Consider the following 21,041-nt stretch of genomic DNA (forward strand, 5'->3'; position numbering starts at 1 on the left):
CCGGCACTCGGAAAGCGCAAAACGATCCGTTGCGCCGTGTGCGCCGCCCTCCTAGACTCCGCTCGCCTTCACAAAGAAGCCACGACCACAAGAAGTCACGAACGAGAGGAGACACGATGACTCAGCACACCGCCCGCACCCGGTGGGGCCTGCTTGCCACGGCTGCGATGCTGGTGGCGCCGGCCGCCCAGGCACAGACCGCACCGTCGACCGCCAGCCTGACCCTGTACGGCGTCGCCGACGCCTGCCTTGCCCTGCACAACGGCAATGCGGGTTCGAATTTCCAGGTCAATGGCGGAGGCTGCAGTTTCGGCTCACGCTTTGGCTTGCGCGGAAGCGAAGATCTGGGCGACGGCTACAAGGCCTACTTCCAGCTTGAAAGCGGGTTCGGGATCGACACGGGCGTGCTGGCGCAGAACGGCCGCCTGTTCGGTCGCAAGGCCATCGTCGGCCTGAGCGGCAAATTCGGCGCGATCGAAGCCGGCCGCGCGTACGCACCCGCCTTCGATCTGCTGACCGCCATCGACCCCATGCGGCTGGGCATCGGCTCGGTCATCGCCACGCTGTGGTCCGGCTCGCCCGGCACGGCCGGTGGCCGGACCGACAACACCATCAGCTACCAAAGCCCCACCTACGCCGGCTTCAACGCACGGGTGCTTTTTGCGCCCGGCGAACAGGTCGCCCCACTGCCTTCCCGCGGGGGTGACACCAAGGGCCTGGGCGTCACCTATCGCAGTGAAAAACTGCTGGCGGGCATGACCTACGCCAAGGTGGGCAACGCCGCCGACACCGGCGACGACCGCGCCACCACGATTGCCGCGCGCTACGACTTCGGCACGTTCTCGCTTGCGGCTTCGGGCCAGTTCGGCGGATGGGAAGGCACCCGCAGCGCCGCCGCACCCGCCAGCGCATCGAGCATCTGGAGCCGGCGGTTCAACAGCTACATGGTCGGCGGCACCGTCAACCTGGGCGCCGATACCGTGTCGGGGTCCTACAAGCGGTATGACGACCGGACGGTATCCAACTTTGACGCCGACATCTGGAGCGTTGTCTATCGGCACACCTTGTCCAAACGCACCACGCTGTACGGCGGCCTGACCCGCCTCAAGAACCGGCATGCATCGAACTACGGCGCGTCGGACGGCGGCGGCGCCTACACCGGCGTGGCGCTCAATGGCGCGTCGCGTGTCATCGACCTGGGCATCACGCATTTCTTCTGATCGGGCACGACCGGGTTTTCGTTGAGCGAAATCCCGCGTCGCGTCGCGCACGAATGCTTCGATCGCTCATTACCATCGAATCAACAAACCAAGAACAAGACTAGGAGACAAGGCGCATGACCCTTGATCGCACAGACAATCCCGGCCGGCGCAAAGCGCTGCAGTGGCTCGCGGCAGGCGCGGCGGCAGGCGCTGGCGGACTGTTCCCTGCCGGCGCGCGCGCGGCCGCATCGGCCTGGCCGACGCAGCGTGTCAGGCTGGTTGTCCCCTTTGCCGCTGGCGGATCCACCGACGCGCTGGCGCGCCTGCTGGCGCAGAAACTGCACGACACCTTCGGCCAGCCGTTCATTGTCGAAAACCGGGGCGGCGCCAACGGCAACCTGGGGGCCACCGCCGTCACGACCGCCGCGCCGGACGGCTACACCCTGTTCTTTTCGACGACCGGTCCGTTGTCGATCAACAAGCTGCTGTATCGCACCACGCCCTTCGACCCGCTGACCGACTTCACGCCGATTTCGTTGCTGGCCGACGTGCCGCTGCTGCTGGCGGCGCACCCGTCGTTTCCGCCTAATGACGTGAAGCAATTGCTCGATTACTTGCGCGCGAATCCGGGCAAGGTGGCCTACTCGACCGGTGGCAATGGATCGATGGGGCATCTGGCTGCCATGCTCTTGCAACGGGCCACCGGCACGTCGCTGGTACACGTTCCCTACAAGGGATCGGCGGGCGCACTCAATGACCTGCTGGCCGGGGTTGTGAATCTCAGCTTCGATCTGGTCCCGACCTACCTTCAGCACATCACGGCCGGCAAGCTCAAGCCCCTGGCGGTGCTGGGCCCGCAGCGCTCGTCCAGCCTGCCCAATGTGCCGACGCTCAAGGAACTGGGCATCGATGTCAACGCAACCGGGTGGTACGGCCTGGCCGGGCCCAAGGGCCTGCCCGCCGACATCGTGCAGAAGGTCAATGCGGCCACCAACGCGTTCCTGGCCAGCCCCGAAGGCCGCAAGCAGCTGGACGTCTACGCCATGCGCGCCATCGGCGGCACGCCCGACGCCTTGAAGACACTGATGCGCACCGAAACGGACAAATGGCGTCCGATCGTCGAGCCCATTGCCGCCACCATCATGGAATGAAGACGCCCATGCAGACCCCTCCTTTGCACCCCGTTCCCGGCCGCCGTGAGGTCCTGGGCCTGGGCGCCGTCCTGGGCCTAGGCACGCTGTTCAGTGGGTGCGCCGTGCCTGCCACGGCCGACCCGTCCTCGGCGGGTGCGGCCGCCGATCCGGCGCCACTGAAAGTCTTTGGCAATCTCGACACGCTGGAATTTGCGCCGGTGCTGCTTGCTGGCGCGACGCGCGAAGCCGGCCGGATCGAGATCGCGCAGGGTGGCATCCTGAGCCTGTTCGACAAGCAAGGCGACCTGCCCAACCTCAAGGCGACAGGACGTTCCCATGTCGCCACCAACTCCGAAACGCAAGGCTTGCGGTATTCCATCGAGAACCCCGACCTGCGCATCATTTTCACGATTTCGGAAGGCGTCTACCGCATCATCGCGCGCCGGTCGGCCGGCATCGCGTCGCTGGCGGACCTGCGCGGCAAACGCATCGGCACCATGCCCAGGACGTCGTCGGCGTACTACCTGCACCGCATGCTGAACAGCGTGGGCGTCAATGACAACGAGGTGCGCATCGAGCCCTTCGTCTCGGGCACCGCCCGCCCGCTGGCGATGATGAAGGATGCCTTGCTCAGTGGCCAGATCGACGCGGTCACCATCTGGGAACCCGAAATGCAGCGCTGCGCCGACGCATTGGGCGCCAACGCCGTCTCTTTCTTCGATGCGGCCGCCTATCGCGAGCAGTTCAGTCTGTACAGCACGCGCGGCAATCTGGCCGATCCCGTCCTGCGTCCCAAGATCGTGTCGCTGGTACGGTCCCTGATGATTGCGTCGGAGCAGATCCGGCGCGATCCCGGCGAGGCGATCAAGCTGGTGGCGCAAGCTGCCCGCCTTGATCTGCCGTCCGTCGAACGGGCCTGGCCGCACAACACCTATCCAGGCACCTTGCTGTCGAACCTGCTCGACACGATGGTCGATGAAGAGGTGTGGGTGGCGAAGGAAACCGGCCGCGCACCGCGCACGCACGCGCAACTGGCGCCCCTGATCGATGCGTCGGTATTGCACGAGGTGCTTCAGCAGGTGCTGCCATCATGACGTGGGGCAAGGCTACGCGGGTGTCGTGCGTGGGCCTTGTGGCCAACGCGGGCCTTGCAGGCCGCATCGGTCTGGCCGGCCTTGCACTGCTTGCGCTGACCGGCCTGCCTGCGACCGCCGCAAGCGCCGCGCCCGACGCCTGGCCGACCCGGCCAGTGCGGCTGATCGTTCCGTATGCGCCAGGCGGGCCGACCGACATCATCGGGCGGCTGGTGGCGCGGTTCGCGGGTGAAGCGTTGGGCCAACCCGTTGTCGTCGACAACCGTGCGGGCGCGGGCGGGACGATCGGCCTTGCGCAGGCCCTTCAGGCCCCACCCGATGGCTACACGCTTGCGCTGGTCGCCCCCGGTCCGATCGCGGGCATGCCCAACCTGATGAAGCTGCCGTATGCACCGGATGACATTGCCTACCTGACACTGGCCGCCCGCACGCCGTCGGTCATTGTCGTGCGCAGCCAGTCGGGCATCGACAGCCTTGCCGCCCTGATCGCGCAGGCCCGGCAACGCCCCGGCACGATGAACTACGGATCGGCCGGCGCGGGCACCACGCCGCACCTGGGCGCGGAACTGTTCAAACAGGAAGCCAAGGTAGACCTGGTGCACGTACCGTACAAGGGCGCGGCCCCTGCCTTGGCCGCGCTCATGGCGGGCGATATACAGATGATGATGGTCGATCTGCTGCCCGTGATTCCGCTGGCCGCCAGCGGCCGGCTCAAGATCCTGGCCGTGGTCAGCGACCGCCGTGTGCCCAGCCTGCCGGACGTGGCCACCACCCGAGAGCTCGGCTTGCCTGGCGTTCTGATGGACGCGAACTACGGCATCGTCGGGCCCAAGGGCATTCCTTCCGGCGTGCAGAGCCGCATCGTGGATGCCGTCCGCCGCGCAGTCGCCCGACCCGAGATGCAGGCCGAAATGGCCAAGATTGGCGGAACCGCCCTGACGTCCACGCCAGCCGACTATCGCGACATGACGCGCGTCGAATTCGAACGATGGAAGCGGGTGGTCGACACAGGCCATCTCACCCTCAACTGACCGCCAAGGATAGGCGCCATGAAACGACGAACTTTTGCGATCGCCGCCGCGTGCTCCGCCCTGCCCCTGACGTGGCGCGCGGCGCAGTCGGCCGACGCGTATCCCGCGCGGCCCGTGCTGGCGATCGTGCCCTACGCGGTGGGCGGCGCCGATACCTATCTGCGGCCCTTGCAGCCGGCGCTTGAACAGGCGCATGGCATCCGGCTCGTGATCGAATCGGTCAATGGCGCAGGCGGCACGGTGGGTGCGTCGCGCGTCAAGCGCAGCACAGCCGACGGCTACACGCTGCTGTTCTGCGGGTCGGGGTTGATGTCGATTGCGCCCAGGGTGCAGCCCGCCGCACCCGTGCTTGCGGACTTCGTTCCGATCATCAACCTTGTGACCGTGCCGTACATCATTGCCACCCGCAAGGGATCGGCAATCACCACCCTGCCTGCCCTGATCGACTTCATCAGGCAGAAGCCGGGCGCCTTGACCTATGGATCCCCCGGCATCAGCACGTCGCCGCATCTGGGCATGGAAGCGCTGGCCCGCATGCTGGGCAGCAGCGTCACGCACATTCCGTATTCGGGCATTGCCACCGCCATCCAGGGTTTGCTGGGCGGACATATCGAAGCGGTGATCGGCGCGCCCAGCACGCTCATGCCGCAGATCGAGGCAAACGCCATTCACGGGATCGCCCTGGTCGGCAAAGACCGCTTTCCGTTGGCGCCGGATATTCCGTCGCTGGCCGAGGCCGGCATCGATCTGGATGTCTCGACGCATTTCGCCGTGTATGCGCCCAGGGGCACCCCGCCCGACGTGGTGGCGACGCTGGCACGGGCGTTCCAGGACGCAGCCAGTGACCCGTCCTATACGAAGGCGATGGCAGGGGTCCGGACCCGGGTCAATCTCATGCCCGCAGACTCGCTGGCACGCGTGCTTGCCGACGAGACGGCGCGATTCGGCACGTTGATGTCCGCCATCACGACCTGAAGGAGGCCCTGCCTGATGCAATCCTTGCCCCTGTCCGCACCGCCCGGCGGATCGTTGACGTCCGCAACGACATGGCGGATCGACTGCCATGCGCACGTCTACGACCTGGCGCGCCACCCTCTGCATCACAGCAGTGGCTTTGATCTGCTGCCGAATGAAATCGGCACCGCCGATCAGTTTGCCTGCGTGCTGGACGCGCACGGTTTCAGCCATGGTGTCCTGATCAATCCGCTGGGCGGATACGGCACCGACAACACTTGCCTGACTAGCACGTTGATGCGCTTCAAGGGGCGCTTCAAAGGCGTGGCGGTCATTGCTCATGACACACCCGACGCCGATTTCCACCAGATGGCGGACGCAGGCGTGGTCGGCCTGCGGTTCAACCTGAACTTTCCAGCCAGCCCGTCGCTGTTCGTTCCCGAGGCACAGCGTTCGCTGGCCATCGCACGCGAACTGGGCTGGTTCGCACAGGTGCACTATGAAGGCGACACCCTGATCGACGCGTTGCCGGTATTGCGCCGCGCGCGCGTGCCTGTCGTGATCGATCATTGCGGCCGCCCCGACCTGTCCGCCGGCCTGGACCAGCCCGGCTTCAAGGCCCTGCTTGAACTGGGGCGCGAGGGTGAGGCGTTCATCAAGCTGGCCAGTGTCTTCCGGTTTTCGAAGCAGGGGTTTCCCTTCGAGGACGTCGACCCCTATGTCCATGCGCTGATCGACGCCTTTACGCTGGACCGCTGCATCTGGGGATCGGACTGGCCTTATCTGCACGCCCCCCAGCGCACCGATCACGCCACGTTGCTGCAGGCCGTGCACCGCTGGCTGCCCGATGACGCCGACCGCCGTAAAGTATTGGGTGAGACCCCGGCGAGGCTGTTCGGCTTCGCGCTTCGCTGACGTTTTTTCGATCCGTCTGCTTGGCTGATCTCGCCCCCATCTGATGCTTGCCCCTATCTGATGCTTGCCCCCATCTGATTCTTGCCCTTATTTGATCCGTACCCTTTTCCATTTTCCGACCAGGACCACCATGCCCCCATCAACGCGCGATGCAGTCCGTCAACCCAGCTTGTTGGACCCGACCCTCAATGGGGCTGCTTCGACTGCAGCCATCACCAACGGCATAGGGCAATGGACCGGCCGCGGCCAGAACTTCGCCGTCAACTGGACTCGTGCCGGTACAAAGAGCGATCAGACACACATCGATTCGACGTTCGAGACCATGGTGCTGGTGCTTGACGCCCCCGTGGCGATCGCTGGCGAAGGCCAACATGTCGAAGCGCCGCCGCGCAGCATTTGCCTGCTGCCGCCCGGAAGCTGGCAGTTTCAGCTCGCTGCCGGGGCAACCTGTGTCGTGCTGTCGTCATTGGCCGCCGGCCAGAACGCCGGCGCCCTGAACGAAGACGCCTACGCCGACCCGGATCCGCGCATCGCTCCCGTCGGCCCACCCTACCGGCCCGTTCGCGATGCCGACCGGATTCGCATCCTGGCCATCGACCAGGTATCCGCATCGCCCGACAAGCCCCGTCTGAAAATGCTGCAGAGCGCCACGCTGTCGATCAATTGGGTCGAGTACGACGGCCCACGCAACCGGAACGCGCTCAGCCCGCATTCGCACACGTCGTTCGAGCAGGGATCGCTGGCCCTGGCCGGCGACTTCGAGCATCACCTGCGGGTGGAATGGGGACCGGATGCGGATGCGTGGCAGGACGACCGCCACGAGAAGCTCGGGTCGCCGTCGTTGATGGTGGTGCCGGTGCAGATCATCCACACCAGCGAAGGCGTGGGGCCGGGCAGGCATCTGCTGATCGATGTGTTTTCGCCGCCGCGCGCCGACTTCATCGCGAACGGGTGGGTGGCCAATTCGGGCGACTACGCCGCGCCTGGCACCGCATCTGGCGCTCAAACGCCCTGACTTACGCCGCCTGACGCACGCCGAGGCGGCCGCGGGCCATCACGCGCCGTCGGACTGCCCCGGCGCCGTCAACGCCGCCTTGGCCTCGGCCGCCACATCCTGCAGCAGGCCCAGGTACCGCTTCACGCCTTCCTCGTCACTCATGGTCGACGTGAACCACGTAATGCCGATGCTGCCGACCACGCCCTGCCCGTCGAACAGCGGCAATGCCAGCGTCTTGGACACCGGCCGCACCTTGGGATCACGCAGCGCGTAGCCTTGCCGGCGGATCAATTCCAGCGTCGCGTCCAATGACCGCCGGTCCTGCAGCGCGGCATTTTCAGGGTTGTCGGCAACGTCGGCCATGGAAATGAGCGCTTCGCGTTCGTCCTCATCGCAGAACGCCAGATAGGCCCGCCCCAGCGCGCGCGTGAACAGGCTCAGGCGCATGTCGATGCTGTTGTGAAGCAGCGCCAGCGGTGAATTCGGAATGGTGCTGTAGCAGATCACCGCCGCGCCATTGCTGGGCACGGCCAGCGCGGCGGGCCACTTGATGGCTTCGGTGACGGCGTCCAGCAAGGGCGCCACCACTTCAACCAGGCGCGGCTGGCTGTGGTACCCGCAGGCCAGCAGTTGCACCTTGGACGTCAGCATGTAGCCGCCGGCTTTCGGGCCCCGGCGCACGTAGCCCATGCCTTCCAGGGTCTGGAGCAGGCGGACCAGCGACGGCTTGGGAATTTCGGTCTGGAAGTGCAGCTGTGCAATGCTGGACACCGGATGCCGGTTCAGGCATTCCAGCAGGGTGACGGCACGGACGACCGCTTCGACAGGGGGGAAGGAAGGCATGCAGGATTGGCGCAAGCCAATGCAGGGAAGAAACAAGCTCGGAGAACCCCGCCTATTCTATCGTCGCGCTGCCGCGACGAGATAGCGAATTCGCCCGTGTGCACGCGCAGGCTCGGGCGCCTGTCTTGGCCCTGTCATCGGGCGCAGGCCAAATGACGGCACCCCATCCTCGTAGCCGCCCGCATGCGCATCGTCCTCGTCACGGATGCCTGGCATCCCCAAGTCAACGGTGTGGTCCACACGTGGACCTATATGGTCAAGACGCTGACGGCGTGGGGGCACGAAGTCATCATCGTCAGCCCCCAGGGCAGCCGCACGGTCGCCGCGCCGTCCGAGCCCGATGTGCGCCTGTGCATCGAGCCCATGCGGCACGTGCTGCGGGTGCTGGATGGCCGCCTGCCCGACTCGCTGCACATCGCCACCGAAGGTCCCCTGGGGCTGGCCGCGCGCCGGCTGGCCAGGCAACGCGGCTGGCGCTTTACCACCGGCTTTCACACCATGTTTCCCGACTATCTGAAAGCACGCATGGGCGTGCCGGTGGGCATCACCTGGAAGTTCATGAAGTGGTTCCACCAGCCGTCGCAGCGGGTGCTGGTGCCGACACCCACCGTGCGCGACCTGCTGGCGCAGCGCGGACTGGGGCAGCTGCAGGTCTGGGCGCGAGGGGTGGACACCGTGCACTTCGAGCCGGGCGAGCGCGACGCCCTGCCCTACAAGCGGCCCATCTTTCTGAGCATTGGCCGCGCCGCCAAGGAAAAGAACCTGGACGCCTTTTTGTCGCTGGACCTGCCCGGCACCAAGGTGGTGGTGGGCGGCGGACCCGACGAAGCGCGGCTGCGCAAGACCTATCCCGACGCCGTCTTTCTTGGCAGCCAGCCGCATTCGGCCCTGGCGCCCTACTACCGGTCGGCTGACGTGTTCGTGTTTCCCAGCCGCACCGATACCTTCGGGCTGGTCATGCTGGAGTCGATCGCCTGCGGCACGCCCGTGGCGGCGTTTCCGGACGCCGCGCCGCGCGCCGTGCTGCGCCCCCGCCTGACCGGCGTGCTGTCGGACGACCTGCGGGTGGCCTGCCTGGATGCCCTCAAACTGGACCGCGCTGCCGTCCGCCAGCAGGCGCTGGGTCACAGTTGGGAACAGATTGCCCGCGAACTGCTGCACGCCCAGGTCGCCGCCGATCCTTCGAGGCCGTTGCCCCCGCCCTGGGACAGGGCGTCGGACATGCAAGGGGCTGCAATTGCTCCCCGGACCGGCTACAATCTGGCCTCCTGAGGAGCGTTGCGACGGGTTCATCCGCCAGGCTCAGGAATCGATCAGACCCCGGCATCCTTGCCGGTGGGGTCTGCCGCAACGGCGCTCACCCATATCCTGCGACACGTGGGCGATATGGTGAGCAGATGTCGATCACCCCTGCTTCAGGGGCTGAACGGATGTCAGGTCACCCCTCTTTCCCGATGCGCAGGTTCATTGGAGCTTCCATGAACGCTGTCCAAAACATCAAGACCAACGACTACATCATTGCCGACATCGGCCTGGCCGGCTGGGGCCGTCGCGAAATCAGCATCGCCGAAACCGAAATGCCTGGCCTGATGGCCATCCGTGACGAGTTCGCCGCGCAGCAGCCGCTCAAGGGCGCCCGCATCGCCGGCAGCCTGCACATGACCATCCAGACCGCCGTGCTGATCGAAACGCTCAAGGCCCTGGGCGCCGACGTGCGCTGGGCGTCGTGCAACATCTACTCGACCCAGGACCATGCCGCCGCCGCCATCGCCGACAGCGGCACGCCGGTGTTCGCGGTCAAGGGCGAGTCCCTGGCCCAGTACTGGGAATACACCCACAAGATCTTCGAATGGCCGGGTGAAGGCCAGGCCAACATGATCCTGGACGATGGCGGCGACGCCACGTTGCTGCTGCACCTGGGCACGCGCGCCGAAAGCGATGCGTCCATCCTGGACAAGCCGACCAGCGAAGAAGAAGAATTCCTGTACGCGTCGATCAAGGAACAGCTCAAGCGCGACCCGAAGTGGTATTCGACCCGCCTGGCGCAAGTGCGCGGCGTGACCGAAGAAACCACCACCGGCGTGCACCGCCTGTACCAGATGTCGCAGAAGGGCGAACTGGCGTTCGCGGCCATCAACGTGAACGATTCGGTCACCAAGTCGAAGTTCGACAACCTGTATGGCTGCCGTGAATCGCTGGTCGACGGCATCAAGCGCGCGACCGACGTCATGATCGCCGGCAAGGTGGCCGTGATCTGCGGCTACGGCGACGTGGGCAAGGGCTGCGCCCAGGCCATGCGTGCCCTGAGCGCGCAAGTGTGGGTGACCGAGATCGACCCGATCTGCGCCCTGCAGGCCGCGATGGAAGGCTTCAAGGTCGTGACCATGGAATATGCCGCCGACAAGGCCGACATTTTCGTGACCGCGACCGGCAATTACCACGTGATCACGCATGAGCACGCCAAGGCCATGAAAGACCAGGCCATCGTCTGCAACATCGGCCACTTCGACAACGAAATCGATGTCGCGTCGCTCAAGCAGTACACCTGGGAAGAGATCAAGCCGCAGGTCGACCACATCATTTTCCCCGACGGCAAGCGCATCATCCTGCTCGCGCAGGGCCGCCTGGTGAACCTGGGCTGCGCCACGGGCCACCCGTCGTTCGTGATGTCGTCGTCGTTCGCCAACCAGACGATCGCCCAGATCGAACTCTGGCGTCACAACGACAAGTACACGTCGGGCCAGGTCTACGTGCTGCCCAAGCACCTGGACGAAAAGGTGGCGCGTCTGCACCTGAAGAAGCTCGGCGCCATGCTCAGCGAACTGCGTGATGACCAGGCGTCGTACATCAACGTCCCGGTCACCGGCCCGTACAAGCCGGAAACCTACCGCTACTGATCGTTCGCCCGATCGGCCGTCACGGCTCACCACCCGCCCCGGCGTTCACGCGCCGGGGTTACCTACCCTGAAAGGCCCTTGCCATGACCCTGCTGCTTGTCTGGTTGTTGAATGCGGTTGCTTTGCTTGTCGTCGCGTACCTGCTGCCCGGCATCACCGTGGCGAGCTTCGGCTCGGCACTGATCGCCGCGCTGGTGCTCGGCCTCCTGAACATGCTCGTCAAGCCGTTGCTGGTGCTGCTCACGCTGCCCATCACCATCCTGACGCTGGGCCTGTTCCTGATCGTGCTCAACGCCCTGCTGTTCTGGTTTGCCGGGTCCATCCTCAAGGGCTTCCAGGTCAACGGGTTCTGGTGGGCCGTGATCGGCGCCCTGCTGTACAGCCTGATTTCCGGCTTGTTGTCGGCCATCGTTCCTGGCTGATCTTTTCCTGGCTCTACCCCTATTTCTCAGGCGCCCTTCGTGATCTCCGACGTCTCATCCCCGAACTCTGCCGCCCAGGCAGAGGCTCCCGCTGCCATCAGCCTGGAGTTCTTTCCGCCGCGCGACAATGCTGCCCAGGAACGGCTCGTCCGTACCGCCAAGCAGCTGGTTGCCGTCGGCCCCAGCTATGTCAGCGTGACCTTCGGCGCAGGGGGTTCCACCCGTGAAGGCACCTTGAACACGGTGCGCACCCTCCAGGGCCTTGGCTACGAAGTGGCGCCGCACCTGTCCTGCGTCGGTTCGACGCTGGACAGCCTGAGCGAGACGCTGGCCAGCTACCGCAAGGCCGGCATCCGCCGACTGGTGGCGCTGCGCGGCGACATGCCTTCGGGCATGGGCGACATGGGCGAACTGCGGTACGCCAGCGACCTGGTGCGTTTCATCCGCGAAGAAAGCGGCGACTGGTTCCACATCGAAGTGGCCGCCTATCCGGAAATGCATCCCCAGGCCGCCGGCCCCGACGCCGACCTGACGCACTTCGTGAACAAGATGAATGCCGGCGCCAATGGCGCCATCACCCAGTATTTCTTCAACGCCGACGCGTACTTCGATTTCCTGGACCGCGCGACGGCCAAGGGCGTGCTCGCCCCCATCGTGCCCGGCATCATGCCGATCACCAACCACAGCCAGCTGGCCCGCTTTTCGGACATGTGCGGCGCGGAAATCCCCCGCTGGATCCGCCTGCGCCTGGCGTCCTACGGCGACGACAAGGCGTCCATTCGCGCCTTCGGCCAGGACGTCATGGTCGAGTTGTGCCAGACCCTGCTGGACAGCGGCGCCCCCGGCCTGCATTTCTACACCATGAACTCACCCGACGCGACGCTGGGGATCTGGAAGCAGCTGGAGCTGTAGGACATAGGGTGTTGATGGGCCGCCCTGATCCAACATAAAAGTGCTTTGACTGCGGTTTTTAGCAAACTTTATGTTGGATCTGGTCTGCATTCCGGCCAGAGCCCGGCGCGGCAGCTCCGCGCGACAGCTGGCAGAACGCACAGTGTGTTCCGCCCGCCCCGCCTCAATCCAGCCGGATGTTGGCCCGCTGCACGATCGCCTGATTGCGTTTGAGCTGGGCATCGACCAGCGCGGCGAAAGCCGGGCTGTCGCTGGCAATCACGCGGGCGCCCATGGCGTGCAGCCGGGCGCTGGTGTCCGGGCGCTGCACCGCCTTGCTGGCGGCGGACCGCAAGCGCTCGGCCACGGCGGGCGGCGTGCCGGCGGGCACGACCAGGCCGAACCAGCTTTTGGCGAGGTCATTCAGGTCCGGGTAGCCCAGTTCCTTGAAGGTGGGCACCGCTGGCAATTCGGACAGGCGCCTTTCGCCGGCCACGACGACCGGAATCAGCTTGCCTGACCGGATATGCGCCAGCGCGGTCGGCAGCTGGTCCGGCATGATCTGCACGACGCCCGACAGCGCATCGCCCACGGCGGACGCCTGGCCCTGGTACGGAACGGTAAGCAGCTTCACCTTCAGGGTGTGCGCCATCGCTTCGATCAGGAGGTGGCTCATGGTGCCCGCCCCGGCGACGGCGGCGCTGTACGTGTCGGGCGAACGCTTCAGCGCCGCGACGAAGCCGGCAAAATCCTTCACCTGCATGGACGGGTGCACCGAAATCACCCCCGGAACGCTGAGCAGCTGGATCAGCGGCGTCAGTTGCCGGTTGATGGCAATGGCCCGAGGGTTGAACAGGGGATTGACGGTCAGGGTGCTGACGGTGGCGATGCCGACGGTATACCCGTCCGGCTCGGCGTTGGCCACGGCCTCGCTGCCCACCATGCCGCCTGCACCGCCCCGGTTGTCCACCAGGATGGGCTGGCCCAGTTCATCGCGCAGCGCGTCGGCGATCACGCGGGCAATACGGTCGGTCGGGCCCCCTGCCGCGTACGGAACGATCAGCTTGACGGGGCGAACAGGATAGTCGGCGTTGGCCAGGGCTGGCGTGGACACGGCCGCGCAGGCGACCAGAACGACACGGCGCAAGAAGGCCGTTACAGCAACAGACACGGGATCCTCCTGAGTGAGGGAATGAACTTACGCGGGCGTACGCAGAACCGCAGAGGCGCTACTGTAGGAACTTACAGTGCGCCGCACCAATGGATTTTCGTGGGCAGCTATCGGCCCGGCCAATAGCTCATCAGCAACCATTGCTAGCAGATGAGTGCTTTGTTGATGCGTGAACATGCGCGTACTGTGAAGTCAGTGTTCACACTCATGCGCCATCCACTCCAGGAATCGAATGTCCGACTTAACGACGTCGGCCCATGCAAAAGTCCTTTTTGCACGGCTGATGACACATGGTCGACTGCGGCAATTGCGACTCCTTGTGGCCATGGAAGACCTTGGCAGCATTGCCCGGGCCGCTGCCAGCATCCATCTCAGTCAGTCCGCCGCCACCCAGGCCGTGGGTGACCTGGAACGCCTGCTTGACGTGAAACTGTTCGATCGCCACGCCCGTGGCATTCGCGCCACCCTGGCCGGACAGGCGCTGATCGCGGCCGCGCGGGGCACGCTGGCCAGCCTGATGGGCGCGGCCGAATCCCTCTCGGCGTTGCAACGCGGTGCAAGTGGCACCCTCAGGCTGGGCGCCATCCCGGCGGCGTCCTATACGCTGCTGCCGCCGCTGCTGGAGGTGTTCTGTGTGGATCATCCGAACGTCCACCTGGAAGTGAAGGAAGACGCCGGCAATGCGCTGCTGCCGCTGTTGCTGGCCGAGCAGCTGGACGCCGTGTTCTGTCGCGCCCCGTCCAGTCTGCCTGCCGGCTTTGCGTTCACGCCCCTGCTGGCCGACGACGTCGTGGTGATCGGCGCGGCCAGCCACCCCATGGCGGGCAAGGCCAATGTGTCGATTCAAAGCATGGCAGACAGCCGTTGGGTCATGCCCACGATCAATATCGAAGTGCGCGCCATTTTTGATGCTGTCGTGCTGCGCAGCTTTCCGGAAGCGCAGTTCCTGATGGTGTCGACCGTGTCGGTGCCGGTGCTGGAAGGTCTGCTGCAACAGGGAAATGCCGCCACGATCTGTCCACGCAGTGTGTCGAAAGGCCTGCTGGCCAATCCCCGCATCTGTCTGCTGGACGTCACCTTGCCGGCGCGCCTGCCGCCGCTGTCGCCGCTCGGCGTGGCCTATCGCGAAAGCAATCCCGCCGAGTCGCTGCAGAATTTGCTGGCATTGGCGAGCGCCACCCTGAAAGGGGCGGCCACCGCCACAGGGACGGCCTTGGCCGGACCGCCGGCTGCACCGGCTCCGCAGGGACCGCCGGGACCGCCTACCTTGCCGGCGGCGCTGGCACCCATCCCGCGTCCGTGACCACGGCATCCAGCCGGACATCGTGCGGCGCGGGCATATGCTCGCCCGGCGCGAGCCGGCTGCAGGCGTAGGCGATGCCAATGGACATGACGGCCAGGCCCTGCGCGCGCCAGTCGGCCAACGTCCGGTCGTAATACCCACCGCCATACCCGATCCGGTCCGCGTCGTCGGTAAAGCCCAGCAACGGCACCAGCACCAGGTCGGGCGCGCAGACCACGTCGCCATCGGGCTCGGGGATGCCATAGGCGCCCGGCGCCAGGGTCCCACCCACCGACCAGCGCCGGAACACCAGAGGCGAGGCCTGGCGCACGACGACGGGCAGCGCCAGCGTGACGTCGTCCGCCGCCGCCCAGTGGCTGTACAGGCCCCGCAGATCGGGTTCGCTGCCAATCGGCCAGAACGCAGCGACGGTGTGACGGGTCCAACCCTTGGCGCGCCGGGCGGCCAGCCAGGCGTCGGTCCAGGCGGCCAGGGCGGACATCAGGCGGGCGTCGGCCGCCCGCCGCGCGGCCGTGTCCATGGCGGCCCGGGCGGCACGCAAGCCGGCCCGCAGGCCAAGGGCGGTGTCGGCCGCAAGGTCGGATGCCGCATCGGGTGCAGCAACCGCCCGGGCGCCGGCGGTCGAATTCGCAGATCCGCCGTCCCTGCCGTCGCCCGCTGCCTGTTGCGCCCGCACGCCGTTTTCATCCTCTTCCGCGGGGTCACCGTCTTGCGGTTTTCCCGATGCTATCCTACCCGCCATGGCTCATTTCGCTCGTTTCATCACATCCCGGATTATCGCGCTTGCCGCGGTCACCTTCACGGTCGCCGGCGTCAGTGGCTGCGCGCAGGCGCAGACGTCCGCGCCGCGCACCGACGCCGCCCTGATGTCGGCCTATTCGGCCAGCCAGAGCGGCAACTGGGACACGGTGCGGGCGCTGATTCCGCAGGTGCAGGGCAATGTGCTGGCGGCGTATCCCGAATACTGGTGGTTGCGCCAGCAGACGCTGGATCCCCGCAAGCCCACCCCGGTCTTTGAAATCGATGCCTTCCTGACCACGCACCGCGGCACCTACCTGGCCGAACGGCTGCGAGGCGACCTGGTGCTGGCGGCGGCGCGCACCGGCGACTATGGCGCGATCCGCAATTACGCCGACACCACCGTCACGACCCCGCAAGTCGACTGCGGCATCCTGCTCGCGCAGCATGCCCGCGGCGAAAAGGTGTCGCTCAAGCGCGTGAACGAGCTGTTTTCGCCGGGCGACGTCTGCTGGTCCTTGTACGACCGCCTGCAGGCCGACGGCGTGATGCAGACCGAAGACTTCATCGTCCAGTTGCGGGGCCAGCTTGAAAACAACTCGCTGCCCAACGCGCGCCGGATGGCTCGCTATATCTATAACCCGATCCAGCAGAAGGCGTTCAACACGCTGGTCGATGCGCCCATGCCCTGGCTGGTCAAGCAGGCCGACCCGCCGCGCGACCGGGCAAGCCGCGAAATGATCGTCGACGCACTGAGCCGTCTGGCCCGCACCGACCCCCAGGTCGGCTACGCCTATTTCGAGCGCAGCTGGGCGCGCCAGCTGCCGCCGGCTGATGTCGCCTGGCTGCGCAATCAGTTCGCGCTGTCGGCCGCCATCAAGCTGGATCCGGTGGCCATCGATTGGTACCGGGCAGGTGAAGGCGCCGAGCTGACCGAATACAACCACGCATGGCGGGTACGCACTGCGCTGCGCCAGCAGCCGGTGGACTGGCGCCTGGTGCTGCGTTACCTGGACGAAATGCCGTCGGGCATGAAAGAAGATCCGGCCAGCTGGGTCTACTGGCGCGGCCGCGCGCTGATCGCGACGGGTGCGGTGCCCGAAGGCCAGGCGGCGTTCCGCAGCATTGCGGAACAGTTCAACTTCTATGGCCAGCTGGCCGCCGAAGAACTGGGCGTGCCGACGACCATCCCGACCACGGCGCCCCCGATCACGCCGCAGGAACTGGCGGCTGCCCAATACAACCCGGCCCTGCAGCGCGCCCTGGCGCTGTTCAAGCTGAACTGGCGCACCGAAGCCACCCGCGAGTGGAACTACGCGCTGCGCAACATGGACGACCGCGAACTGATCGCCGCCGCCAAGCTGGCGCATCTGGAAAACATCTACGATCGCGCCGTCAACACGGCGGACCGCACGGTGCGCCAGCATGACTTCAACCTGCGCTTCGTGACGCCCTTCCGCGACCAGCTGGTGCAGACCACGCGCGGTGTCGGTGTCGACGAAAGCTGGGTGTACGGGCTGATCCGCCAGGAATCGCGCTTCATCATGAACGCGCGGTCCAGCGTCGGCGCGTCGGGCTTCATGCAATTGATGCCCGCCACCGCCAAGTGGGTCGCCGGCAAGATCGGCATGGCGGACTTTTCGCCATCACGCGTCAACGACCTGGACGTCAACCTGATGCTGGGCACAAGCTACCTGCGTATCGTGCTGGACGACCTGGGCGGCTCGCCGCTGCTGGCGTCGGCGGGCTATAACGCCGGCCCGCGCCGGCCGGTCGCGTGGCGCTCGACGCTGCCGGGCCCGGTCGAAGGCGCCATCTTCGCTGAAACGATTCCGTTTACCGAGACGCGCGATTACGTCAAGAAAGTGCTGTCCAACGCCACCTATTACGCTGCCCTGTTCACCGGGCAGCCGCAGTCCCTGAAAGCCCGCCTCGGCACGGTGGCGCCCCAACAAGCGGTCGACACGACCCTGATTCCCTAGATTAGAAGAAGACATCACTCCATGAAACACCAACGTGTCCTCGTGATCGGCGGCTCGGGCTTCATCGGCAGCCATCTGGTTGCCCAACTGGCCGCGCAAGGCAAACGCATCGTCATCCCGACACGCCGCTACATCCGCGCGCGTCACCTGATCCTGCTGCCCACGGTCAGCGCGATCGAAGCCGATATCCACGACGATCGCGATCTCGATGCCCTGATCGCCGGACAAGACGCCGTCATCAACCTGGTCGGCGTGTTGCATGGCGACCGCGGCACGCCGTACGGCAACGCCTTTCGCAAGATGCATGTCGAGCTGCCCGACCGGATTGCCCGCGCCTGCGTGCGCCACGGCGTGACGCGCCTGCTGCACATGAGCGCGCTGGGCGCCGATTCCGCCGGCAAGAGCATGTACCAGCGGTCGCGGGGCGACGGCGAAGCGGCCGTGCACCGTGCGTTCGATGCCGTCGAAGGCAATGCGCTGACCGTGTTCCGGCCGTCCGTCGTGTTCGGCCCGCACGACCGCTTCATGAACCTGTTCGCGCGGCTGGCTCGCTTCTTCCCGGTCCTGCCGATCGCAGGCGCCGATGCCAAGCTGCAGCCCATCTTCGTGGGCGATGTGGCGCAGGCCATGACGAACGCGCTGGACGATCCCCGCACCTATGGCAAGACCTACTCGCTGGCCGGCCCGCAAACCTTCACCCTGGGTGAACTGGTCCGGCTGGCGGCGCTGTGGGGCGGACACAAGCGCCCGGTCGTGAAGATCCCGATGGGCATGGGCAAGCTGCAGGCGGCCTTCATGGAAATGTTGCCTGGCGAGCCCATCATGTCGCGCGACAACCTGGATTCGCTGGCGACCGACAACGTCATGAACGAAGCGCTGGCGCCTGAACTGGACCTGCATCCGACCTCGCTCGATGCGGTCGCGCCCGACTACCTTTCCGGCCAGCATCCGCGCACGCGCTTTGACGACGTGCGTGCGCGCCACGGCCGGAATACGTAAATCGGCATGGCGGCAGCGGACCCCGCCCTCGACGGGCTGGACGTGTATGTGGTGGGCGGCGCCGTGCGCGACGCCTTGCTGGGCCTGCCGGCGGGCGACCAGGACTGGGTCGTGGTCGGCGCCACGCCAGAACAGCTGTCCGACCGAGGTTTTTTGCCGGTCGGCGGCGACTTTCCTGTCTTCCTGCATCCGGTAACGCGCGAGGAGTACGCGCTTGCTCGCACGGAACGCAAGTCTGGCAGGGGCTACAAAGGCTTTACCTTTCATACCGGTCCGGAAGTCACCCTGGAAGACGACCTGGGGCGCCGCGACCTGACGGTCAATGCCATTGCCCGTCATGCCGATGGCCGCCTGGTCGACCCCTACGGCGGCCAGCGCGACCTGGCCGACCGGATCTTCCGGCATGTCGGTCCGGCGTTTTCCGAAGACCCCGTTCGTGTGCTGCGCCTGGCCCGCTTCGCCGCGCGCTTTACCGACTTTTCCATCGCGCCGGAAACGCTGGCCTTGTGCCGCCACATGGTGGATGACGGCGAAGTCGATGCTCTGGTGCCCGAGCGGGTCTGGAAAGAAGTGTCGCGCGGCCTGATGCTGGACCGGCCGTCCCGCATGCTGGACGTGCTGGCCGACACGCACGCCCTGCCCCGCGTGGCGCCCGGTCTGGTCTGGACACCAAGGGTGGCCGATCTGATCGACCGGGCCGCGCAGAACGGCCTGCCCCTGGCCGGCCGGTACGCCCTGCTGTGCATCGAATCCGCCGATACGGCCGCGTTGGCCAAGCGGCTGCGCACGCCGACCGAATGTGCGGATCAGGCGCGTTTGTTGCAGAGCATGGTGAAGACGCTGGAGTCCATCGGCGAAACGCCGTCGGCGGAACAGGTGATCAGCCTGTTCGAACTGACCGATGCCCTGCGCAAGCCAGACCGGCTCTCGCAATTGCTGGATAGCGCGGCGTTGATCCTGCCGGTGGAACGCGATGCCTGGCGTACCCGGTGGATGGCCTGGCTGGATGTGGCGCGGACCGTGGATGCCGGCGCGATTGCCGCGCAGCACGCCAGGACGCCTGCCCTGATCAAGGACGCCGTCAGGACCGCGCGGCGGGACGCACTGGAACGGCATCTGGCGCAGCACGGCGGGCAGCCGCAGCAGCAACAGAACGAACATCCCCTGGACGGGCACAAGGACAACGCATGAACAAGACGTACGAAACGCATTATTCCGACGAAAACTTTCGCCAGAAGATGACGCGCTACGCCAAGAAGGCGGGGCGCGAAGTGGTCGAGAAGGCCCTGTGGCTGCATTACGCCGCGCAGGATCCGGCCACCCCGAAGTGGGCCAAGGCCGCCATGTACAGCGCGCTGGGCTACTTCATTCTGCCGCTGGACGCGATCCCCGACTTTGCGCCGCTGGTTGGGTACACCGACGACCTGAGCGTGATGGCTGCAGCGCTGGTGGTGACGTCGATGTACATCACGGGCGCGGTCAAGGAACAGGCGCGCAGCAAGGTCGACGGCTGGTTCGGCAGCGACGCGGACGACACGATCTCCGCATCGAACCCCGACGACGCCAGGGCCGGCGGCTTCAAAGCCTGAACGCTTCCTGCAGGGCGCCAATGCTGCGTTTGTCCTTGTCCGCCTGCCGGCAGACAAACGCAACCTGGCGCGTCGGCCCCTTCTTTCCCAGATCCACTTCGCGGAACGCGTAGGCCCGGCGCAACGGCTCGTAGGGCTGCGGGATTACCGACACACCCAGACCCGCCGACACCATCGCCACGATGGCATGGCTGGACAGCAAGTCGATACGGGCGCGCATTCTGGGCTGCAGCCGTTCCACGAACTGCGCGGCGATCATGCCACCGGTCGACGTCTTGTCGAAACGGATCCAGTCGTGCTGCTGCAGCAGTTCCTGCACCGTCTTGCCGGTCGCATCGGGCGGCGCCACCAGCACCATCTTCTCTTCGCGCAACACCTGCCAGAACAGCCGGCTGGACCCACCCGTCAGCGGGCGCACCACGACAGCGGCATCCAATGTGCCGGCATTCAATTCCCCCAGCAGATGATCGGACCGGCCGCGCGCCAGTTCCACGTCCAGCTTCGGATATTGATCACGCAGCCACTTCAGCGCGCCGGGCAGCAAGGTCGCCTGCACCGTGTCAATGGTGCCCAGCCGGGTGCGGCCCGACACGTCCGTCTCATCGCGCGTGCGCAGGGATTCCAGCGCATCCAGCGTGCCTTGCACCGTCTCGGCCAACTCGAGCGCGAACGGCGTGGGGTGGGCCCGGCGGGACGACCGGTCGAACAGCAACTGGCCGAAGTGCTGTTCCAGATATTTGATGTGCTGGCTGACTGCCCCGGGGGTCACATGCACGTCCTCCGCCGCCGCGGCAAAGGTGCCGCGACGGATCACCGCGCACAGGGTGTGGAGGAACTCGACTTTCATTAGGGATCCTAAAGGGCCATGCGATAAAAAATA

The 21,041-nt window shown here is 66.1% G+C and carries 20 protein-coding genes and 1 riboswitch; of the genes, 16 read left to right on the forward strand and 4 right to left on the reverse strand.

Annotated features, from left to right (window positions below):
- The first annotated feature begins 116 nt into the window (after positions 1–116).
- The 7 genes from HD883_RS15975 to HD883_RS16005 all read left to right on the forward strand — a co-directional run bounded on the left by HD883_RS15975 (position 117) and on the right by HD883_RS16005 (position 7,344).
- Positions 117–1,220, forward strand: a complete 1,104-nt coding sequence (locus HD883_RS15975; RefSeq protein WP_179583707.1) for a porin — start codon at positions 117–119, stop codon at positions 1,218–1,220.
- 116 nt (positions 1,221–1,336) lie between these two features.
- Positions 1,337–2,353 (forward strand): Bug family tripartite tricarboxylate transporter substrate binding protein, encoded by a 1,017-nt coding sequence (locus HD883_RS15980; protein ID WP_179583706.1) that lies wholly within the window; start codon positions 1,337–1,339, stop codon positions 2,351–2,353.
- An 8-nt stretch (positions 2,354–2,361) separates the two neighbouring features.
- Positions 2,362–3,429: an ABC transporter substrate-binding protein gene (locus HD883_RS15985; protein WP_179583705.1), complete on the forward strand. Its 1,068-nt coding sequence runs from the start codon at positions 2,362–2,364 to the stop codon at positions 3,427–3,429.
- Positions 3,426–4,460, forward strand: coding sequence for a tripartite tricarboxylate transporter substrate binding protein (locus tag HD883_RS15990; protein ID WP_179583704.1), 1,035 nt, complete (start codon positions 3,426–3,428; stop codon positions 4,458–4,460). The genes HD883_RS15985 and HD883_RS15990 overlap by 4 nt, the downstream gene beginning before the upstream one ends.
- 18 nt (positions 4,461–4,478) lie before the next feature.
- Positions 4,479–5,435 (forward strand): Bug family tripartite tricarboxylate transporter substrate binding protein, encoded by a 957-nt coding sequence (locus HD883_RS15995; RefSeq protein ID WP_179583703.1) that lies wholly within the window; start codon positions 4,479–4,481, stop codon positions 5,433–5,435.
- 15 nt (positions 5,436–5,450) lie between these two features.
- Complete coding sequence (locus HD883_RS16000) at positions 5,451–6,329, forward strand: amidohydrolase family protein (RefSeq protein WP_179583702.1); 879 nt, start codon at positions 5,451–5,453, stop codon at positions 6,327–6,329.
- A gap of 130 nt (positions 6,330–6,459) precedes the next feature.
- Entirely contained in the window at positions 6,460–7,344 is an 885-nt protein-coding gene (locus tag HD883_RS16005) for a hypothetical protein (protein ID WP_179583701.1), read from the forward strand.
- Positions 7,345–7,383: 39 nt separating this feature from the next.
- Here the strand turns inward: HD883_RS16005 and HD883_RS16010 are convergent, their stop codons facing one another.
- Positions 7,384–8,169, reverse strand: a complete 786-nt coding sequence (locus tag HD883_RS16010; protein WP_179583699.1) for a DNA-binding transcriptional regulator — start codon at positions 8,167–8,169, stop codon at positions 7,384–7,386.
- A 183-nt stretch (positions 8,170–8,352) separates the two neighbouring features.
- On the opposite strand from HD883_RS16010, the gene HD883_RS16015 reads away from it, so the two are divergent.
- The 4 genes from HD883_RS16015 (at position 8,353) to metF (ending at position 12,400) form a co-directional block, all read left to right on the forward strand.
- The gene (locus HD883_RS16015) at positions 8,353–9,441 is read left to right on the forward strand and encodes a glycosyltransferase family 4 protein (RefSeq protein WP_179583697.1); all 1,089 of its coding nucleotides are present in this window, start codon (positions 8,353–8,355) and stop codon (positions 9,439–9,441) included.
- Positions 9,434–9,535, forward strand: a riboswitch (S-adenosyl-L-homocysteine riboswitch). Its footprint overlaps the gene before it by 8 nt.
- A 112-nt stretch (positions 9,536–9,647) precedes the next feature.
- On the forward strand, positions 9,648–11,066 hold the full coding sequence (gene ahcY / locus HD883_RS16020; RefSeq protein WP_179583695.1) for an adenosylhomocysteinase: 1,419 nt from the start codon (positions 9,648–9,650) through the stop codon (positions 11,064–11,066).
- Positions 11,067–11,149: 83 nt separating this feature from the next.
- On the forward strand, positions 11,150–11,488 hold the full coding sequence (locus tag HD883_RS16025) for a phage holin family protein (RefSeq protein WP_179583693.1): 339 nt from the start codon (positions 11,150–11,152) through the stop codon (positions 11,486–11,488).
- 42 nt (positions 11,489–11,530) lie between these two features.
- Positions 11,531–12,400 (forward strand): methylenetetrahydrofolate reductase [NAD(P)H], encoded by an 870-nt coding sequence (metF, locus tag HD883_RS16030; RefSeq protein ID WP_179588526.1) that lies wholly within the window; start codon positions 11,531–11,533, stop codon positions 12,398–12,400.
- A 163-nt stretch (positions 12,401–12,563) separates the two neighbouring features.
- Here the strand turns inward: metF and HD883_RS16035 are convergent, their stop codons facing one another.
- Positions 12,564–13,550 (reverse strand): Bug family tripartite tricarboxylate transporter substrate binding protein, encoded by a 987-nt coding sequence (locus tag HD883_RS16035; protein ID WP_179583691.1) that lies wholly within the window; start codon positions 13,548–13,550, stop codon positions 12,564–12,566.
- 283 nt (positions 13,551–13,833) lie between these two features.
- Between HD883_RS16035 and HD883_RS16040 the strand changes: the two genes are divergently transcribed.
- A complete protein-coding gene (locus tag HD883_RS16040) occupies positions 13,834–14,853 on the forward strand; it encodes a LysR family transcriptional regulator (RefSeq protein ID WP_257022236.1) in 1,020 nt (339 codons plus the stop codon).
- Here the strand turns inward: HD883_RS16040 and HD883_RS16045 are convergent.
- Positions 14,813–15,595, reverse strand: coding sequence for a 5-formyltetrahydrofolate cyclo-ligase (locus HD883_RS16045; protein ID WP_179583687.1), 783 nt, complete (start codon positions 15,593–15,595; stop codon positions 14,813–14,815). The genes HD883_RS16040 and HD883_RS16045 overlap by 41 nt on opposite strands.
- Here HD883_RS16045 and HD883_RS16050 point away from each other — a divergent pair.
- The 4 genes from HD883_RS16050 to HD883_RS16065 are packed head-to-tail and all read left to right on the forward strand — an operon-like array spanning position 15,594 to position 20,161.
- Positions 15,594–17,573: a lytic transglycosylase domain-containing protein gene (locus HD883_RS16050; protein WP_257022237.1), complete on the forward strand. Its 1,980-nt coding sequence runs from the start codon at positions 15,594–15,596 to the stop codon at positions 17,571–17,573. The two genes, HD883_RS16045 and HD883_RS16050, sit on opposite strands and share 2 nt — an antisense overlap.
- 21 nt (positions 17,574–17,594) lie before the next feature.
- Positions 17,595–18,572: a complex I NDUFA9 subunit family protein gene (locus HD883_RS16055; protein WP_179583685.1), complete on the forward strand. Its 978-nt coding sequence runs from the start codon at positions 17,595–17,597 to the stop codon at positions 18,570–18,572.
- A 6-nt stretch (positions 18,573–18,578) separates the two neighbouring features.
- A complete protein-coding gene (locus tag HD883_RS16060; protein WP_306455867.1) occupies positions 18,579–19,763 on the forward strand; it encodes a CCA tRNA nucleotidyltransferase in 1,185 nt (394 codons plus the stop codon).
- Positions 19,760–20,161 carry a YkvA family protein gene (locus HD883_RS16065; protein WP_179583683.1) on the forward strand — a complete coding sequence of 134 codons (402 nt, stop codon included), beginning with the start codon at positions 19,760–19,762 and terminating at the stop codon, positions 20,159–20,161. The genes HD883_RS16060 and HD883_RS16065 overlap by 4 nt, the downstream gene beginning before the upstream one ends.
- Here HD883_RS16065 and HD883_RS16070 read toward each other — a convergent pair.
- Positions 20,151–21,008 (reverse strand): LysR family transcriptional regulator, encoded by an 858-nt coding sequence (locus HD883_RS16070; protein ID WP_179583681.1) that lies wholly within the window; start codon positions 21,006–21,008, stop codon positions 20,151–20,153. The genes HD883_RS16065 and HD883_RS16070 overlap by 11 nt on opposite strands.
- Positions 21,009–21,041 lie beyond the last annotated feature (33 nt).

The sequence above is a fragment of the Pigmentiphaga litoralis genome (assembly GCF_013408655.1).
In the GTDB taxonomy this organism is placed as follows: domain Bacteria; phylum Pseudomonadota; class Gammaproteobacteria; order Burkholderiales; family Burkholderiaceae_B; genus Pigmentiphaga; species Pigmentiphaga litoralis_A.

Coding starts and splice junctions, on each gene's coding strand:
- HD883_RS16070 (WP_179583681.1), bottom strand. CDS start 21,008: ATGAAAGTCGAGTTCCTCCACACCCTGTGCGCGGTGATCCGTCGCGGC.
- HD883_RS16055 (WP_179583685.1), top strand. CDS start 17,595: ATGAAACACCAACGTGTCCTCGTGATCGGCGGCTCGGGCTTCATCGGC.
- HD883_RS16010 (WP_179583699.1), bottom strand. CDS start 8,169: ATGCCTTCCTTCCCCCCTGTCGAAGCGGTCGTCCGTGCCGTCACCCTG.
- HD883_RS15980 (WP_179583706.1), top strand. CDS start 1,337: ATGACCCTTGATCGCACAGACAATCCCGGCCGGCGCAAAGCGCTGCAG.
- HD883_RS16040 (WP_257022236.1), top strand. CDS start 13,834: ATGACACATGGTCGACTGCGGCAATTGCGACTCCTTGTGGCCATGGAA.
- ahcY (WP_179583695.1), top strand. CDS start 9,648: ATGAACGCTGTCCAAAACATCAAGACCAACGACTACATCATTGCCGAC.
- HD883_RS16025 (WP_179583693.1), top strand. CDS start 11,150: ATGACCCTGCTGCTTGTCTGGTTGTTGAATGCGGTTGCTTTGCTTGTC.
- HD883_RS16045 (WP_179583687.1), bottom strand. CDS start 15,595: ATGGCGGGTAGGATAGCATCGGGAAAACCGCAAGACGGTGACCCCGCG.
- HD883_RS16065 (WP_179583683.1), top strand. CDS start 19,760: ATGAACAAGACGTACGAAACGCATTATTCCGACGAAAACTTTCGCCAG.
- HD883_RS15990 (WP_179583704.1), top strand. CDS start 3,426: ATGACGTGGGGCAAGGCTACGCGGGTGTCGTGCGTGGGCCTTGTGGCC.
- HD883_RS15975 (WP_179583707.1), top strand. CDS start 117: ATGACTCAGCACACCGCCCGCACCCGGTGGGGCCTGCTTGCCACGGCT.
- HD883_RS15985 (WP_179583705.1), top strand. CDS start 2,362: ATGCAGACCCCTCCTTTGCACCCCGTTCCCGGCCGCCGTGAGGTCCTG.
- HD883_RS16005 (WP_179583701.1), top strand. CDS start 6,460: ATGCCCCCATCAACGCGCGATGCAGTCCGTCAACCCAGCTTGTTGGAC.
- HD883_RS15995 (WP_179583703.1), top strand. CDS start 4,479: ATGAAACGACGAACTTTTGCGATCGCCGCCGCGTGCTCCGCCCTGCCC.
- HD883_RS16060 (WP_306455867.1), top strand. CDS start 18,579: ATGGCGGCAGCGGACCCCGCCCTCGACGGGCTGGACGTGTATGTGGTG.
- HD883_RS16050 (WP_257022237.1), top strand. CDS start 15,594: ATGGCTCATTTCGCTCGTTTCATCACATCCCGGATTATCGCGCTTGCC.
- HD883_RS16015 (WP_179583697.1), top strand. CDS start 8,353: ATGCGCATCGTCCTCGTCACGGATGCCTGGCATCCCCAAGTCAACGGT.
- HD883_RS16000 (WP_179583702.1), top strand. CDS start 5,451: ATGCAATCCTTGCCCCTGTCCGCACCGCCCGGCGGATCGTTGACGTCC.